12 protein-coding genes are annotated in these 15,564 nt (G+C 61.8%); 6 read left to right on the top strand and 6 right to left on the bottom strand.

Annotation, left to right across the window (positions count from 1 at the left end):
- Positions 1-98 precede the first annotated feature (98 nt).
- Complete coding sequence (locus NDK18_RS19430) at positions 99-1,913, bottom strand: S41 family peptidase (RefSeq protein ID WP_250626456.1); 1,815 nt, start codon at positions 1,911-1,913, stop codon at positions 99-101.
- Between the two features lie 149 nt (positions 1,914-2,062).
- Between NDK18_RS19430 and NDK18_RS16170 the strand changes: the two genes are divergently transcribed.
- On the top strand, positions 2,063-2,785 hold the full coding sequence (locus tag NDK18_RS16170) for an alpha/beta fold hydrolase (RefSeq protein WP_250626455.1): 723 nt from the start codon (positions 2,063-2,065) through the stop codon (positions 2,783-2,785).
- 66 nt (positions 2,786-2,851) lie between these two features.
- Here NDK18_RS16170 and NDK18_RS16165 read toward each other — a convergent pair whose 3' ends face one another.
- Positions 2,852-8,479, bottom strand: coding sequence for a putative Ig domain-containing protein (locus NDK18_RS16165; protein WP_250628367.1), 5,628 nt, complete (start codon positions 8,477-8,479; stop codon positions 2,852-2,854).
- A gap of 324 nt (positions 8,480-8,803) precedes the next feature.
- On the opposite strand from NDK18_RS16165, the gene NDK18_RS16160 reads away from it, so the two are divergent.
- The 4 genes from NDK18_RS16160 to NDK18_RS16145 are packed head-to-tail and all read left to right on the top strand — an operon-like array spanning position 8,804 to position 10,954.
- The gene (locus NDK18_RS16160) at positions 8,804-9,283 is read left to right on the top strand and encodes a phage tail protein (protein WP_425502842.1); all 480 of its coding nucleotides are present in this window, start codon (positions 8,804-8,806) and stop codon (positions 9,281-9,283) included.
- 17 nt (positions 9,284-9,300) lie between these two features.
- The gene (locus NDK18_RS16155; protein ID WP_250628366.1) at positions 9,301-9,831 is read left to right on the top strand and encodes a phage tail protein; all 531 of its coding nucleotides are present in this window, start codon (positions 9,301-9,303) and stop codon (positions 9,829-9,831) included.
- Between the two features lie 38 nt (positions 9,832-9,869).
- On the top strand, positions 9,870-10,403 hold the full coding sequence (locus tag NDK18_RS16150) for a phage tail protein (protein WP_250626451.1): 534 nt from the start codon (positions 9,870-9,872) through the stop codon (positions 10,401-10,403).
- A complete protein-coding gene (locus NDK18_RS16145; RefSeq protein WP_250626450.1) occupies positions 10,400-10,954 on the top strand; it encodes a GNAT family N-acetyltransferase in 555 nt (184 codons plus the stop codon). Before NDK18_RS16150 ends, NDK18_RS16145 begins: the two co-directional genes overlap by 4 nt.
- Here the strand turns inward: NDK18_RS16145 and NDK18_RS16140 are convergent.
- The gene (locus NDK18_RS16140; protein ID WP_250626449.1) at positions 10,936-11,226 is read right to left on the bottom strand and encodes a DUF6916 family protein; all 291 of its coding nucleotides are present in this window, start codon (positions 11,224-11,226) and stop codon (positions 10,936-10,938) included. The two genes, NDK18_RS16145 and NDK18_RS16140, sit on opposite strands and share 19 nt — an antisense overlap.
- Before the next feature lie 159 nt (positions 11,227-11,385).
- On the bottom strand, positions 11,386-11,832 hold the full coding sequence (locus NDK18_RS16135) for a winged helix-turn-helix transcriptional regulator (protein WP_250626448.1): 447 nt from the start codon (positions 11,830-11,832) through the stop codon (positions 11,386-11,388).
- Positions 11,833-11,930: 98 nt separating this feature from the next.
- Between NDK18_RS16135 and NDK18_RS16130 the strand changes: the two genes are divergently transcribed.
- The gene (locus NDK18_RS16130) at positions 11,931-13,154 is read left to right on the top strand and encodes an MFS transporter (protein ID WP_250628365.1); all 1,224 of its coding nucleotides are present in this window, start codon (positions 11,931-11,933) and stop codon (positions 13,152-13,154) included.
- Here NDK18_RS16130 and NDK18_RS16125 read toward each other — a convergent pair.
- Together NDK18_RS16125 and NDK18_RS16120 are read right to left on the bottom strand one after the other, a co-directional pair.
- Positions 13,108-14,400: an amino acid permease gene (locus NDK18_RS16125; RefSeq protein ID WP_250628364.1), complete on the bottom strand. Its 1,293-nt coding sequence runs from the start codon at positions 14,398-14,400 to the stop codon at positions 13,108-13,110. The two genes, NDK18_RS16130 and NDK18_RS16125, sit on opposite strands and share 47 nt — an antisense overlap.
- Before the next feature lie 3 nt (positions 14,401-14,403).
- Positions 14,404-15,486 (bottom strand): aromatic ring-hydroxylating oxygenase subunit alpha, encoded by a 1,083-nt coding sequence (locus NDK18_RS16120; protein ID WP_250628363.1) that lies wholly within the window; start codon positions 15,484-15,486, stop codon positions 14,404-14,406.
- Between the last annotated feature and the right edge of the window lie 78 nt (positions 15,487-15,564).

The following is a 15,564-nucleotide window of genomic DNA, read 5'->3' as shown; positions in this document are numbered from 1 at the left end:
TTGGTGAGACAGCGACCGCAGCTATCGCTGCAGTTTATATTCAGTCGCACGGTGAGGCTTGCGACCCTATCGGTTCTCCGCCTTCCGTCGGGATGTACTCAGTTCGCAACCTGCAGCGCTTTTTCCAGGACGACGTCGCGGCCCGCCCGTATATCCTCCAACCCAGGACTAACTGCCACATCCGGCGTCACTCCACGCAGATGGTAGGGCGCGACGCCATCATGCCGCGTCACGCGCAAGCCGGTGAAGACCACGTTGTAGCCGGATGGCGTGGTGAACATCTGGATGTCGCCATTCGTACCGGCGCTGGGGGCGCCGACAATGGTGGCAAGATGCAGATCGTTCAGGTAGCCCAGTACGGATTCGGCGTAGCTGATTGCCGAGCCGTTGGTCAGCACGATGATCTTTCCCGTGATCCGCGGCGCCACGGGCGCCAGGCCCCAGCCTGAATCGATGTAACCGATCGGTTTGTCGAACGGCGAGTCGTACTTGGGCAAATGCATCCACTGCGTGTGCTCGGGCTGGGCGACCAGATGCTGCAGCAAAGTCAGACCAATCTTGCCCTTCGGATAGCCTCGAAGATCGACGACCACGACACGGGCGTGGCTAAGCTGATCCATATGGGAATTGAATGCCTGCTCAGACGCCCGCGTGATATCCAGATACCAGATGCCGTCTTTGAGCTCGGAAATCGCCTCGGGCCGCGGGGGCTCAGGCTGCGAGGCCTGCTTCTCATAAGCAAAGGTTACATCATGCCTGCTGCCGTCGCGCTCTAGTCCCAACGAGATTGAAGTACCGACCGGGCCACCCCCGATGGCATGCGCCAACTGCCAGCGTTGGTACTGCGGCGATCCAGACACCTGCGTCAGCTCCTTCGCCGCCCACACCTTGAGGTCAACGCCATCGACGGACACGATCCGATCGCCAATCGACGCCAACGGATTTGCACTTGCCGTCACGACCAAGCCGTCGTCGATGGGCTCAACCTGCACCGCAATATGACCGATCGTAAGATGCGAATCGTAGACCGCACCGTGACCGTCCCGTACAAGGGAAACCAGGTGGCGAAGGCTGTTGCGTTGCCGCTCCCGCGTGGCCGCACCATCGATAGAAGCCAGCAGCGGCTCCAGCTGGGCGTCCCAGTCAACGCCCACCTCTTGCCAATAGGGATAGAAGTTCCGGTAGACATTCCAGGCCACGACCATATCGGCCAGGCGCTCGTCGAGCGTGAGCGGGTTGTCGTTAAAACTCGACGGATTGGCCGAAAGCGCCATCGCCGCCTGCTGTTGTGCTGGCGTTGCCTTGGCGTCGTCGTCGGTCAGGACGATCGGCACACGCGCCTTAAGGCCGGCACCCAGAGGAAACTCCACGAAGGGCTCAGCTGGCGGCTTGGCATCAAAAAGCTTGGTCTCCTCCTGCAGGAGGTGCGCACTTTCGTCACGCTGGCGGTCAATACTAATGCCCGGTTCGGGGATCTTCTTGACGAATACTCCCGGCCGCCCTACCCGCTTGGCCTGGTAGAGCGCCGCGCCGTTGACGCCTTGCGCATACCCTATCCGCTGCCAGTAAACCTGCGCCTGGCCACTAGCTAACGGCCTCGAAGCCGGGAACGACGCGTTCATCGGCAGAATGACAATACCCTTGGTCACCGGATCGAACAGGGTACGCAAACCCGCGGCCAAGGCGTTGCTGTCATGGGCATCGCGAACCCGCGCCACACCCTGCACCACAAACTGGTTCCATGCCAGCCCCTGCACTGCATCGCCGGGATAGAAATACCGGACCACGCCATACAGCCGAGAGAACGCAGCGACGTCGGCACTGCTAGTGGTTGGCTGGGAAGATCGCGTTGGGGCACAGCCGGACAGGTATCCCAACGCAACGATCACTAGACAGAGGCGAAATCGCTGCACGGCATATATTCCTTCCCTGGGGCACCAAGTGTACAAAAAAGTCGCAGGCCAAAATCTGGCAACTTCTTACGATAAAGCGTAGACATTGCCGGAGAGACCGTCAGCCGGCATGCTCAGGCCGACCTCGTCGTTTCGCGACAAAAGATCAGATGAATCAAAGCGCGAAGATCACCCTAGTCCTCCTGCCAGGGATGGATGGAACAGGCGACCTGTTCCAGCCTTTCATGGTGGCGCTGGAGGACAAATTCCTCGTTAAAGTCGTTACATATCCCTGCTCCGAACCCTTGGGCTATTCGGATCTCGAGTCAATCGTCAGATCAGCCCTTCCGGCGGATGGCCCTTTCGTAATTCTCGGAGAGTCGTTCTCTGGGCCGATCGCCATCTCTGTCGCCGCATCCCATCCGCAAGGTTTGATGGGGCTGATTCTGTGCTGCACGTTCGCGCGTAACCCGCGCCCCAGGCTTCGCTCATTGGGTTTTCTCATTGGTGTACTGCCTGCCGGGGCGTTCTTTATCCGCAGTGTCAGCGGCGCCTTGCTCGGCCGGTTTTCCACACGAGCCTTGCGTGAAATGTTCCTAGAGGCCGTTATCAAGGTAACGCCGGAAACGCTACGAGCACGATTAAAATCTGTGCTCAGCGTGGACGCCACAGAAGAACTAGCCGCCATAGACGTACCCGTTCTTTACTTGCGCGCAGGCGAAGACGCCGTGGTCCCGACTGCAGCAGTCAACTTGGTCAAAAGCATCCAATCCGGAATGAAAGTCGTCGAAGTCGACGCGCCGCATCTCTTGCTGCAGGCGGCACCAGGGAAGGCGGCTCAGGTGATAAGCGAATTTGTCGATGCCATCGCCCACACACAACCGATCACCTGAAGCGATTTCTAGCGGTTGCAGCCGCGCTCGTCCGATATCGAATCGGACGAGCACTTCCATCGTTCCTTACGGCCCGAACTTCTTCTCGATCCCCAGCAAAATCGACTGGTTATCCCGGCTCGTATTGTCCAGGTAGTTCTGATACTCGAAGCGCAGCATCCAGCCATGCAGTGTCTGCAAGGCCACGCCTGCACCCAGCATGGTGTGGTTGCGTGACTGGCTCTGCAGGGTGGCCTGGTAGGACGGGCCATTAAGCAGATCCGCGTAACGCATCGACGCCTGGCTGGAGCCTTGCAGGTCGTGGCCGAACTCGGCGCGAAGCTGCGGTGCCCAGGTGCCGTAGTCGCGCTTGGCCGTCCACTGCGCCAGCACGCCTACCGTAGCCGTGGACGTGTTCACGTCCTGGCCCTGGTACTTCAGCGAATAGATCGCGTCGCCCGTTTCGGTGTAGCCCTCAAGGTTCGCCCGGGCAATGTCCAGGCGTCCATACGGGGTGAGCATCGTGCCTTCGGTGCTGTGCTGGTAGCCCATCGAGAACGAGGCGAACCACTGCTTGCCGTCACGGCTGCCGTGCACGGTATTGCCATTGTCGGTGACGTACCGGCGGGCATCGAACGACAGCCACTGGTAGCCGACCAGGGCATCGGCATATACCGACTCCGTTGGGCGGTAGCTTCCGTACATCGCTACGTTGTAGCTATCCACCGTGCTGCGGCTGGTGTGCTGGCCGATGTCGGACACGTCGTGGCCGTAGCCCAGGCCCGCACCCAGCGCCAGCTTCTCCGTCACCTGCTTGTCCGCGCCCATGCTCAGGCCCGACGTGGTGAAGTCGATGCCGTCGTCGCTGCTACCGGGCTGCATCTTGCCGAAGTTCACCGCACCGCCGGTCCACACCGACAAGCCTCCTGGGGAAGCATTACCCGTGGCTGCGCTCTTGCCGGCAATGGCATTACCCGTGTTGTCGTCTGAACCCGGCCTTGCAGGCGAACCGAACAATGAACTTCCCTGGTCGTCGCCAGCGTAAGGACCATTGATCCGGTGTTCAAACGCCGTGTCGCTGGTGGACATGCCGTTGGCGGACATCCCATTGGTGGGCCTGCCATTGACGGTCATGCTGCTGGCGGAACTGAAAGTCACGCCGTTACTGAACCCGCCGATGCTTCCGCTATGCAGGGCTTCCAGGCGATGCTGGAAGTTGTTGATCTGCCCAAGCGCCATGCGACGCGTCGAATCAGCCTGTGCATCGAGCACGCCAAGTACTTCGGCGTTCTTCGATGGATCGCTGCGTGCCGTCACGGTGATCGCTATGCTGCCCGGATCGGAGGTAGCGAAGGCGTTGCTCAGCGTGTAGCTGACCTGCGCCACGCCGCCGAAGGTCGGCGCAGCGGTGAATGACAGCGTGTAGCCGCCATTGGCCGAGGACTGCACGGTTGCCGAACCGGCATTGGCGGGGCTGATCGACATCAGCTTGGCCGCGGTGAATGGGCCACCACGCGCAGTGGTGGTCAGGTCCACCTGCACCGACAAACCTGCCATCACGCTGGCCGTCAGATTGGCCGCCACCGGGCGGGCATTGACGGTCACGGTGACGTGCGCCGGCGCAGACGCGCCGAAGGCGTTGCTCAGCGTGAAGTCGAAGCCAACCGTGCCTGACGCATTCGGATCGGCGGTGTAGACGATATCGGTACCCTGCACCGAGGCCGTGCCTGTAGCCGGTGTACCGACCAGGGTCACCGCAGTGAACGGACCGTTCGCGGCACCCGCCGCAGCGTGAATGGTGACCGACTTGCCAGCCAGCACGGTCGCGCCCTGCGCCGTTGGCACCGGCACCGCGCCGGCGGCCACAGTGATAACTACCGTGGCCGGCGCCGAGGTGCCGCCCGGACCAGTCGCGGTGTACTTCAGCGTATCGCTGCCGAAGTAATCGTGGGTAGGCGTGTAGATGATGTTCAGACCGCTGACGGTGGCGGTGCCATGCGCGGGCTGCTGGGTGATCGTCAGGCTGGTGATCGGGCCGGTATCGGCTGGGATCACGCCCGGGATCGTCAACGGACTATTCGCACCGGTGCTCGCGGTCTGGTTGACGACGATCGGCGTGGGCTGGTCAACGGCAATCGTGTACGCCTGTGTGCCCTGGAAGTTGAACTTGTCGGTTGCCGTCACCGTGATATTGAACGGACCCGCCGCCGTTGGCGTACCGGAGATCACACCCGCCGGACTGAGCGTCAGGCCGGCCGGCAATGCACCTGCCGTCACCGCGTAGCTATACGGCGCCGAACCACCCGAAGCCGTTAGCGTGGTCGACGCATAGGCTACGGCGACCTTGCCCTGCGGCAAGGTCGCCGGTGCCAGCGCTATACCGGGTGCATTGATCGTCAGCTGGAAAGTTTGCTGCGCGGTCTGTGTCGCCGCGTCGGTCACCTTTACCGTAATCGGATAAGTACCCGCGCTGGTCGGCGTACCGGAAATCGTGCCCGCCGATGTCATGGTCAAGCCTGTCGGCAGCGCGCCGGTTTCCGTAAACGTATAGGGCGTGGCACCGCCGGTCGCGGTGAAGGTCGCCGAATAGGGCGTGCCACCGGTACCCACGGGCAGCGGGGTTGTGTTCAATGTCACTGCGCCACCCGGCACGACGACGGCGAACGTCCGCTGGACCTGCGGCGCGGCCAGCCACGCGGCATCGCCGGCCTGGTTTGCGTCGATCGTGCAATTGCCCGGCGACGCCGTCGTCAAGGCACCTGTCGAGGTAACGGTACAGACGCTGGGCGTGATCGAGGTGTAGGACACCTGCAAGCCGGCGTTCGTCGTGGCGCCCAACTGCGTCGCCGCGCCAAAGTTTACAGGGGGTTGATTGAAGGTGATCGTCTGCACGCCCTTCGGCGTGACACTGGCGGACGCCGCCGAGGGTGAACCCGTGCCCGCCGTATTGGTCGCCGTCACGGTGAACGTATACGCCGTACCGTTGGTCAGGTTGGCGACCGTGATGGAACCTGCAGAAGTACTTGTACCTGTATTGCCGCCGGGGCTGGAGGTCGCCGTATAGGTGATCGTGCCCGTGTCGCCGCCAAGGCTGGCGGGTGCCGAAAAGTTTACCTGGACCTGCCTGTCGCCGGCCACGACCGTACCGATGCCCGGCGCACCAGGCACCACTGCATTGACCTGGAATGATTGCTGCACTGTCGGCGCGGGAGTGAACTGGCCATTGCCGGCCTGGTCGGCTTTTATGGTGCAGGTACCGGCCGCGCCGAAGGTCAATGTGCCGCCGCTGGTGATCGAGCATACGCCGGCCGTCGTCGAACTGAATGTCACCGGCAGGCTCGAGGTGGCTGTCGCGGTCAGCGTCGGCGAGGTACCGAAGTTCTGCGTGCCCGGATTGGCGAACGTGATCGTCTGACCACCTTGCGGCGTCACGCTGTTCGATGGCGCGGATGCCGGACCCGGGCCGGCGATATTGGCCGCGACCACGGTGAAGGTGTAGGCCGTACCGTTGGTCAGGCCGGTCACGACGATCGGACTGCCGGCACCGGTACCGGTCTTGTTACCAGGACTGGAAGTTACCGTATAGCCGGTGATCGGTGCGCCGCCGGTATCCGTAGGCGCGGCGAAGGCCACCGAAGCTTGTGCATCTCCCGCAGTCGCATTGGCGCTAGTGGGCGCACCAGGCGCGATGGCGGCGACATGTACCGTGTAGCTCCTGCTGCCGGTGAACGACTGCGCGTCGGTTGCGATCACGGAGAAAGTGTAATCACCCGCCGTCGTGGGTGTACCCGACAACGTGCCGGACGCACCCAGAGACAAACCGGCCGGCAGATTGGCCGAGGGGTTGGAGAAGGTGTACGGCGCGGTACCGCCGGACGCCGACAGGGTCTGGTTATAACCCGTGCCCACCGTGCCATTGGGCAGGCTGGCCGGTGCTATCGCGATGGTCGGGCCGGCGATGGTCAGCGTGTAGGACCGGGAGTTACTGAATGGCCCCGTTCCGGTAGTGGAATCGGTTGCAGTGACCGTGATGGGGAATGAGCCCGCCTGTGTCGTTGTTCCACTCAGTACGCCGGCACTCGATAGCGTAATACCCGTTGGCAGCGTGCCGGTGGTCACTGCATAGGTGTATGGCGAATTACCACCCGACGCAGTAACCGTTTGGCTATACGCTGCGTTGACAGTGCCGCCCGGCAGCGTTGCCGGCACAAGGGTAATAGTCGGCGCCGCGATCGTCAGCGACAGATTCGCCGTCGTCTTGGAGAACGGAGCCGCGGGACCGGTCGAACTGTCGGCGGCTTTCACCTGGAAGGTGAAAGTACCGGCGGCCGACGGTGTACCGCTCAGCGTGCCGTCGGCCGCCAAGGCCAGTCCGGCAGGCAGGGCGCCCGATGCGATGGTGTAGGAATAAGGCGCAGTGCCACCGCTGGCGCTCGCCATCGACTGGCTGTAGGCCACCCCAGCCGTGCCATTGGGCGGATTGGTTGGCGCGTACGCAATGGTTGGCGGGCTCACCGTAATAGTCGCGGTGCCCGGCGATGAGGTGCCTGCACCATTGGTTGCGGTGTAGGTGAACGTATCCGGACCTGCGTAGCCGGTCGTGGGCGTATAGGTAATCGAGGTGCCGCTAGCGGTGGCCGTGCCATGCGAGGCCGCCGTGGCTACTGCAACTGACGCCGCCGTTGCGCCGGTGATGTTCAGCGTGATTGGGTTGGCGGAGCTTCCGTAGGCAACAGTCGCTGACACCGGGCCGGCTGTCGGCGGTGCGTTCGTCACCTGGATCGAAAGATTGTTCAGGGTGAAATACGGGCCTCCGGGACCTGCGCTGCTGTCAGTCGCGCGGACGATGAAATTCGTCGTACCCAATGCCGTGGGCGTGCCACTGATCAAGCCAGTGGAACTGAGGTTCAGGCCCGCGGGAAGTACGGTGCCATCGTCCAGGGAATAGGTATACGGCGCGGTCCCGCCAGAGGCAGCTAGCGTGAAGCTATAGGGGGAGTTCAACGCCGCGTTCGGCGGATTCGGGACCGTGATCGTGGGTGCCGCGATGGTAAACGTGTAGCTCTTGGCGGTCGTGTTAGCCGTGGGTGTCGCGCTGTCGGTTACCTGGAAGGCGACGGTAAAGCTGCCCGCCTGCGTCGGGGTTCCGCTAATGGTGGTGCCGCTAAAGCTCATGCCAGCCGGCAAGGCGCCACTGGTCTGTACAAATGAATAAGTTGGCGAACCGCCGGTGGCGCTGAGCGACTGGCTATAAGGCACCGCGAACTGCGGTGTCGGCAAGCTAGCCGGCGATACGGTAATCGGCGACGTGTCCGCGCCAATACTGACAGTCACGTTGATGTGATTGTTCTGAGAGTCGGTAAAGACAAAGTGGTCCGTGGTGAAGCCGCCACCGGTATTGGTGTACGTGACGGTATCGGCTGAATTGTCGACCGATGCGTGTCCATGCGCGGGCGCTGTAAAAACAGCCCCCAGACCGAAACCGTCGCTATCGCAAGCAGTGGCGTCGATCACGATGGTGCCATTGGGCGCCATCGGCGAAGTCGACGGCGTCGTATGTGCATCAGGAACGTTGAAGTCGAGGCAACTGGCGGCGGCATGGGCGCCTGTCGGCAAAGCCAACATGGCGCAAATCAGTAAAGCCCAGGTGCGCGGCGCGCGGAAAGTTATGACCAGACGCGAAAGCACGCGCTGCATCAACGGGAAGTACTGCATGGTCCATGTCCCCTGTTACACGTCCATCCGGTCACGGATTGCTGCCCTTGATGGGCAGCGCAAGTAACCTGATGACCTACGGCCTTCCTCAGCCGTCCCCTTGAATGTCCACGGCGCGTCTGGTGATTCCTGGCGCGCGGCAGCCCCCTTTTAAAACAACATCCCTGACGATCATTAACCGGTCCGCGTGGACAGTGTATTGTGACGCGTCGCACAGATTCCTTGTCAAGTATCCTGCAATTAGGCGACAGTAGTTAAGCGCGATGGCCGGATGGCCGTCGGTCACCAGGGGGAATTATGTCAACACCATTTATGGGGCAAGTCATGCTCGTGGGATTCAATTTCGTCCCCCGGGGCTTCGCCGCCTGCAACGGCCAACTCATGGCAATCAGCCAGAATCAAGCGCTTTTTTCCTTGCTTGGAACGACTTACGGCGGCGATGGCGTCACCACGTTCGCTTTGCCCAACATGCAAAGTCGCACTCCGTATGGCATGGGTTCGAACAATCCGTGGGGTGCGATCGGGGGTCAGGAGAACGTCACTCTTTCGGTGTCGCAGATTCCAAGTCATATGCACGTTTTCGGCTATAGCAGTCAGACCGGCAACCAGCGTGCCCCGACCAATGGCCTTTTGGGCAGCACCGGCAGCACGTCCATTTACGCTCCCGGAAGCGGGACACAAGTTCCCACGAACCCAACTACCATTTCGATGCAAGGCCAGAGTCAGCCGCATAGCAACATTCAGCCGTACACCACGCTTAACTTCATTATCGCCCTTCAGGGCATGTTTCCCTCCCGCAGCTGACTCGGAGACCGACGATCATGTCTCAACCTTACGTCGGCGAGATCCGACTCTTTCCCTACAACTTCGCTCCGAACGGCTGGTTCGATTGCGACGGCAGCCTGAAATCGATCGCCGAGTATGAGGTGCTTTACACCTTGATTGGCACGACCTACGGCGGCGATGGCCAGGTGACGTTTGCGGTACCGGATATGCGCGGCCGCGTGCCGATCCACCAGGGCCGGGGCATTGGATTGTCGCCCTATGTCATCGGCCAGATGGCCGGCTCGGAAACCGTCACCCTGCTGCCTGGGGACATGCCCGCGCACAATCACACGCTCATGGTGACTACCGGCGGGGCCAATACGGGGACACCTTCGGCCACCGTCGAGCTTGGCGCGATCAGCGGCGACTCGCTCTACAGCAATGATGTAGCCGGCACGAATCCCGCGCCGTTGGCAGCCACCGCCGTTAGCATTGCCGGTGGTAGCCAGCCCCACGACAATCTGATGCCGACATTGACCGTGCGGTTTTGCATCGCCTGGGCCGGCGTGTTTCCGTCGCAGGGCTGAGTTTCGCTCGCACAGCAATCATATTCAGGGGAAACATCATGAGTGATCCGTTCATGGGCGAGATTCAGCTCTACGCCTTCCAATTCGCGCCCGCCAGCTGGGCCTTCTGCGCGGGGCAGATCATGCCCATTCAACAGAACTCCGCGCTGTTCTCCTTGCTTGGCACCACCTACGGTGGCGATGGCAGAGTTAGCTATGGATTGCCCAATTTCCAAAGTTCCGCCGCTTGCGCGCAAGGGTCGGGACCGAACCTCACCCCGCGAGAAATTGGCGAGACGTTTGGGTCGGAGTCCGTCACGCTGTTGACGAACGAGATGCCCGCGCACTCTCACGCCGCCAATTTCTACGGCCAGCGGGACAACACGAAGCGGCAAGGTATTCCCGCCAGTGGATCGGCCCTGGTGTCGCCCAACAACACGATGATTTTCGCCCAGACCACCACGGTATCAGGCAATTTCCCGGTCACCGAATTGACTCCCACGCCGGGGGGCCAGCCGCATCCCAACCAACAGCCCTATCTGGCGATGAATTTCTGCATTGCATTGTCCGGTGTGTTTCCCACGCGGCCTTGAGCGGCGCGACGCCATCGTTCCCTCCCGCCTCGCGGGAGTTGCTGGACAACCATCCCGGGCCACGTGCGCCCGGGATGTCCTTGCGGTACGCCCAAGACACGGACCTGGATTTTTTTCGCGACCTTTATGCGCAATCCAGGGCAAACGAGGTCGCCGCCATGCCGTGGTCGGCAGAGGCCAGGCGGGCTTTCTGCGATAGCCAGTTCGACTTGCAGCACCGTCACTATGTCACCCAATACGCGCATGGCCACTTCCTTGTCGTGCAGCACGAAGGCGTCGCGATCGGAAGGCTTTATCTCAACCTTCAGGCAAATGAGCTGTGGCTGATCGACGTGCTGCTTGACCAGGCGTGGCGCGGGCATGGGCGCGGCACGGCACTGGTGGCCTGGATGCAAGTGCTGGTCGCAAGCCTTCGCCTGGATGCCTTACGCCTGCATGTCTTGCAGTACAACCATGACGCCCGCCGCCTGTACGAGCGGCATGGCTTTGTGCCGGAAGCAAGCGAGGGAGTGCATCTGCGCATGGTTTGGCATCAGTTGAATATGGCTTGATAAATGAATCCATCCCGGTCGCGAGCGATCGGCACCAGGAAAATGCCGAATTCGCCCATACCAGCATTGCTCATGCTGTAGGTCCGCTGCGGGAACACCACGGCCGCCTCGTTCCGGAATAAAAGCGAAAACGGTTCCCGTACGGCACCCGCCATGGCGTGCCCCGACGGCCTGGCCTCGACCAACACGAACGGCGCGCGCATCTGATCAATCTCGACCATAAAGGTCTCGTTGAGATGCCCGGCGAAATGGTCCAGCTGAAAAAACTGCATGATGTCCCCCCTGTAGCGGGGGAGCATGCCCAAGGTTGGGCATGCTTTCAACCCCGAGCTTCACCGATTGCCGGGTCCGCTACCTGGCCGCTATGGAGGGGTTCGTGCCTTACTTACTCGACAGAGAATACGGCTTCGCCCACCCGCACCGACGTACCGCTACGACACCTTCTTCACTTCGGTCTGGTCGGCGGACAACGCACCGCCCTTCTCGTTACGAAGCGTCATAAAGGGCACGGGTTTCCGCGTCCGTTTGTCGATCAGCAGGGAGTGCTCCTCACTACGCGTAAACAGGTGCCGCTCCCCCCACTGTCTTAATGCGACAACGATGGGAAAGAGGTTGTTGCCTGTCTCGGTGAGCACGTATTCCTGATAGGCACTGCCGTCCGATGCGGGCTGGACCTGCAGGATGTCTGCCTCGACCAGCCGTCGCAGGCGGTCGGAAAGGATATTGCGTGCTACGCCAAGGCTGCGCTGGAAATCGCCGAAGCGTTGCACGCCGTCGAAGGCATCGCGCACCACCAAAAGCATCCACCGATCCCCGATCAGATCGAGGCTGCGTGCCACGGGGCATGTTTGGGCGCTGGATGTCTTGTGCTGGGGCATGGCACTTCCGGTATCGGGCATTCGCCGAAGTAGTTGCATTTTAAAACCGATTGGCTACGATGCAAACTAGTTTTGTTTTGAAACTAGATTGGTGACTCATGAGTATTCCCGGAGCCGTGCTGGCGCCGCAGGTGAGTCGTGGCCTGATGTTGCTGTTTGCCGTGGCCGCGGGCCTGAGCGTGGCCAACGTGTACTACGCGCAACCGCTGTTGGACATGCTTGCCCGGGATTTCGCCATCAGCCGCGCAGCTATCGGCGTGGTCGTCACGGCGACGCAGGTCGGTTGCGGCCTTGCCCTGGTATTCCTCGTGCCTTTGGGCGACATCGTGGATCGCCGGCGCCTGATGACGATGCAACTAGGGTTGCTCGTCATTGCATTGGCCGTGGTGGGGACAGCACGTTCGCCAACGGCACTGCTGGCAGGCATGCTAGGTGTGGGCCTGATGGGCACGGCGATGACGCAAGGGCTGATCTCATACGCGGCCAGCGCCGCCGCGCCGCATGAGCGCGGACACGTGGTTGGCGCCACGCAAGGCGGCGTGTTCCTGGGCGTGCTGCTGGCACGCGTGTTCGCCGGCGGCATCAGCGATCTGGCTGGATGGCGCGGTGTCTACGTCTGTTCCACTCTATTGATGTTGGGTCTTGCCCTTCCGCTGCGAAAGGGACTGCCCATGCTTGCTTCAAGGCGGGGCCACACCAGCTACATGCAGCTGCTCGTCTCCATGTTCACGTTGTTGCGGGACGAACACGTGTTGAGAATCCGGGGCGCCCTGGCGCTTTTCATGTGGGCGGCCTTCAACATCTTCTGGAGTGCCCTGGTACTTCCGCTGGGCTCTCCTCCTTACAACTTCTCGCACACGGCCATCGGCGCATTCGGCCTGGTGGGTGCTGTCGGGGCGCTGGCTGCCGCGCGAGCAGGGCGTTTGGCAGACCGCGGCTTTGGCGAACGCACCAGCGCCGCCGCGCTGCTGCTTCTGCTATTGGCATGGTGGCCGTTGTCACTTATGCCGTGGTCCCTCTGGATGCTGGTCATCGGCATCCTGCTGCTGGACATGGGCGGCCAGGCATTGCATGTCACCAACCAGAGCTTGATCCTCCGTAGCAAGCCAGAGGCACACAGCCGCCTGATCGGTCTTTATATGCTCTTCTACGCCGCCGGGAGTGGCCTGGGCGCCATCGGCACGACGGCCATCTACGCTTATGCCGGCTGGAACGGCGTATGCCTGTTGGGTGCGGCGGTGAGCCTGCTGGCGCTGCTGTTCTGGCTCGCCACCTTCAGGATCTCCTTTTCTTCACGGCATACCGCTGCCACAGATAAATAGGCAATCCGGCAAGCAGCAGCACCGCGCCCCACAGCAATGTCTCGGCGCCGGTGCCAATCAATGCCCACACGCTGAAAGCAAGTGCGCCTATGGCGACAAGTCGCCGCCATGTCCTGGCTGTGCTGTCGATTCGCCACCATGCGAGCACGGTCACCAGATAAGGAATAAGCGTGGCCGCAGTCGATAACAAAATGGTGAAGGTGAAGAGCGCCACCAGAGTGCGGCTGTAGTTGGAGGCAATCAGCGCACTGGCAAGAACGCTGCTCACCAGCAGGCCGATCCACGGCGTGCCGCGTTTGTCCAGGCGAGCGAAACATGCCGGAAACAAGTCATCCTCCGCCGCCGCCAGCGTTGTCTGCGCTTGCAGGAGCACCCATCCGTTGAGCGCCCCAAAACATGAAACGGTGGCAACCACGCCAATCGCCATGCCCGCCCAGGCGCCCCATGTCCGCCTTGCCGCCTCGGCCATCGGCGCCGCCGAGGTGTGCAGTACATCGGCGGGAAGCATGCCGATCACCACGGTGCAGGCGAGCATCGTGGCAAGCCCCGCTATCGTCACGCCAATGATGGTGGCTCGCGGGACGGTGCGTTGTGGATCGATCACCACATCGGTCGGCACGGTAGCGCTTTCCAGCCCAAGAAACGCCCACAATGTCAGTGCTGCGACGGAGGAGGCAACGCTTACCAGGGGCAGGCCGCTGGAATTGAAGGGTTCAAAAGCACTCGCATGCACCCAGCCCAATCCCAACAGGCCAAATACCACCAGCGGCACCAGCTTGAGCAGAGTCAATACGATGGCCGTGCGGCCGGCTTCGCGCACGCCGGCCAAGCTGATGGCCGTGCAGATCCACAACGCTCCCAATGCACATAAAGCACTACGCAAGGGCGTGGCCGTGGCCGCCGGCCATACCGAGCCCAGGCTACCGGCGAAAGCCACCGCAATGGCAGCGTTCGCCGACCAAACGCATACCCAGTAACTCCACGCCACGATGAAACCGACGCGGTCACCGAAGGCGCGCCGCGCGTAGGCGTAGGCACCTCCGTGATTGGGGATCATTTGCGACAGCCACGCATAGACCATGGCCAGCATCAGCGCACCGCCCAGGCTGATGCCCCAACCAAGCAGGCTCGCTGCGCCAAAAGGCGCCAACGCCGCCGGCAGTACAAACACGCCCGATCCAATGATGTTGCCGATCACCAATGCGATCAGCATCCATAACCCGAGCGCCCGTCGGCTGCGGCTCATGCGCTAGGTCAGCGAATCGCGATAAGCGCGACGCACCATTTCATGGAAATGGTGCACGGCGTTCTCGCGCAGTGGATTCAATCGGCCAGCCTCGTAGGAACCCGAAGCAAGCCCGCGCTGTACGTCCTCGCACATGGTGACGTCTTCGTCCTGTACCTCATCGCTGAAGGCGATGTCTTTCGCGCGCCGCGCCTGTGCCTCGGGGTTATCTGCTGGCGCGTAGTAGAAGTCAAACTCCACCCGGCACCGATCCACGCCCAGCGGCAGCACGCGATTGGTCTGCAAGCGCCCAGGCAGGATGTTTAGCATGGCATTGGGATACAGGAAGTAGTACAGCGCCTCGCCGCTTCCGTAGAGATCGTCCGCACTCTCCAGCGGGCTGAATTGGAACGAATACCACTGCGCGGTTTCAGTGATGTAGCTGCGATAGTCCAACAGGCTATTCAGGCCCGGATGAATATGGGGTACGTGGTAACCCTCCAGGTAGTTGTCCACGTAAACCTTCCAGTTGCAGGCAACGTCGTAGCTGGCGCGGTGATGGAACTCATAGTCATGCAACGCCCGATACGCCCCAAGGCGTTCGTCGATCCCCGCGACAAATTCATCGAACGGCGGTGCCTCGCCGATGGCGACGAACACCAGGCCCTGCCACAGATGCACGCGCACCTCGGGAAGACGGATGTCCGCCGGGTTGAAGTCCGGCGTTCGACCCATTTCCGGCGCACCTCGCAGCACGCCGTCCAGGCCGTAGGTCCAGCCGTGATAACGGCAGCGCAGATGTTTTGCGCCCTGCCCGTCGCAGCTGGCGATCGGCCCTGCACGGTGCCGGCACACATTATGGAAAGCGCGAATGCTTGATGCGTCGCTGCGCACAATCAGCAATGGCAGCCCGGCAATCTCGGTGACGACGTGATCGCCAATACCTGTCAGCTGCGATTGATGGCATACCAGCTGCCAGCTCCGTGCGAAGATGGCCGGGCCGTCTAGCGCCGGCATGCGCGCATCGGTATAGAAGCGGGCAGGTAGTGTCAGCGCGTAGTCGAGCTGCTGTGGGGCGAGCGCATCGGGGGAAAGTAGCTCGGTCATGGCCTTGTGCGGCAGCGGGTGGCAATGACCGAGTATTCATCGAACCGCACTGCAGCATCAATCGGCTTCGCGCCAGCC

This window comes from Pinirhizobacter soli (assembly GCF_015905305.1).
Taxonomy (GTDB): domain Bacteria; phylum Pseudomonadota; class Gammaproteobacteria; order Xanthomonadales; family Rhodanobacteraceae; genus Pinirhizobacter; species Pinirhizobacter soli.
Note: the sequence above shows the minus strand (reverse complement) of the source record. Positions and strands in the feature narration are given on the sequence as shown.

Coding starts and splice junctions, on each gene's coding strand:
- NDK18_RS16130 (WP_250628365.1), top strand. CDS start 11,931: ATGAGTATTCCCGGAGCCGTGCTGGCGCCGCAGGTGAGTCGTGGCCTG.
- NDK18_RS16170 (WP_250626455.1), top strand. CDS start 2,063: ATGAATCAAAGCGCGAAGATCACCCTAGTCCTCCTGCCAGGGATGGAT.
- NDK18_RS16150 (WP_250626451.1), top strand. CDS start 9,870: ATGAGTGATCCGTTCATGGGCGAGATTCAGCTCTACGCCTTCCAATTC.
- NDK18_RS16125 (WP_250628364.1), bottom strand. CDS start 14,400: ATGAGCCGCAGCCGACGGGCGCTCGGGTTATGGATGCTGATCGCATTG.
- NDK18_RS16165 (WP_250628367.1), bottom strand. CDS start 8,479: ATGCAGTACTTCCCGTTGATGCAGCGCGTGCTTTCGCGTCTGGTCATA.
- NDK18_RS16120 (WP_250628363.1), bottom strand. CDS start 15,486: ATGACCGAGCTACTTTCCCCCGATGCGCTCGCCCCACAGCAGCTCGAC.
- NDK18_RS16160 (WP_425502842.1), top strand. CDS start 8,804: ATGCTCGTGGGATTCAATTTCGTCCCCCGGGGCTTCGCCGCCTGCAAC.
- NDK18_RS16155 (WP_250628366.1), top strand. CDS start 9,301: ATGTCTCAACCTTACGTCGGCGAGATCCGACTCTTTCCCTACAACTTC.
- NDK18_RS16135 (WP_250626448.1), bottom strand. CDS start 11,832: ATGCCCCAGCACAAGACATCCAGCGCCCAAACATGCCCCGTGGCACGC.
- NDK18_RS16140 (WP_250626449.1), bottom strand. CDS start 11,226: ATGCAGTTTTTTCAGCTGGACCATTTCGCCGGGCATCTCAACGAGACC.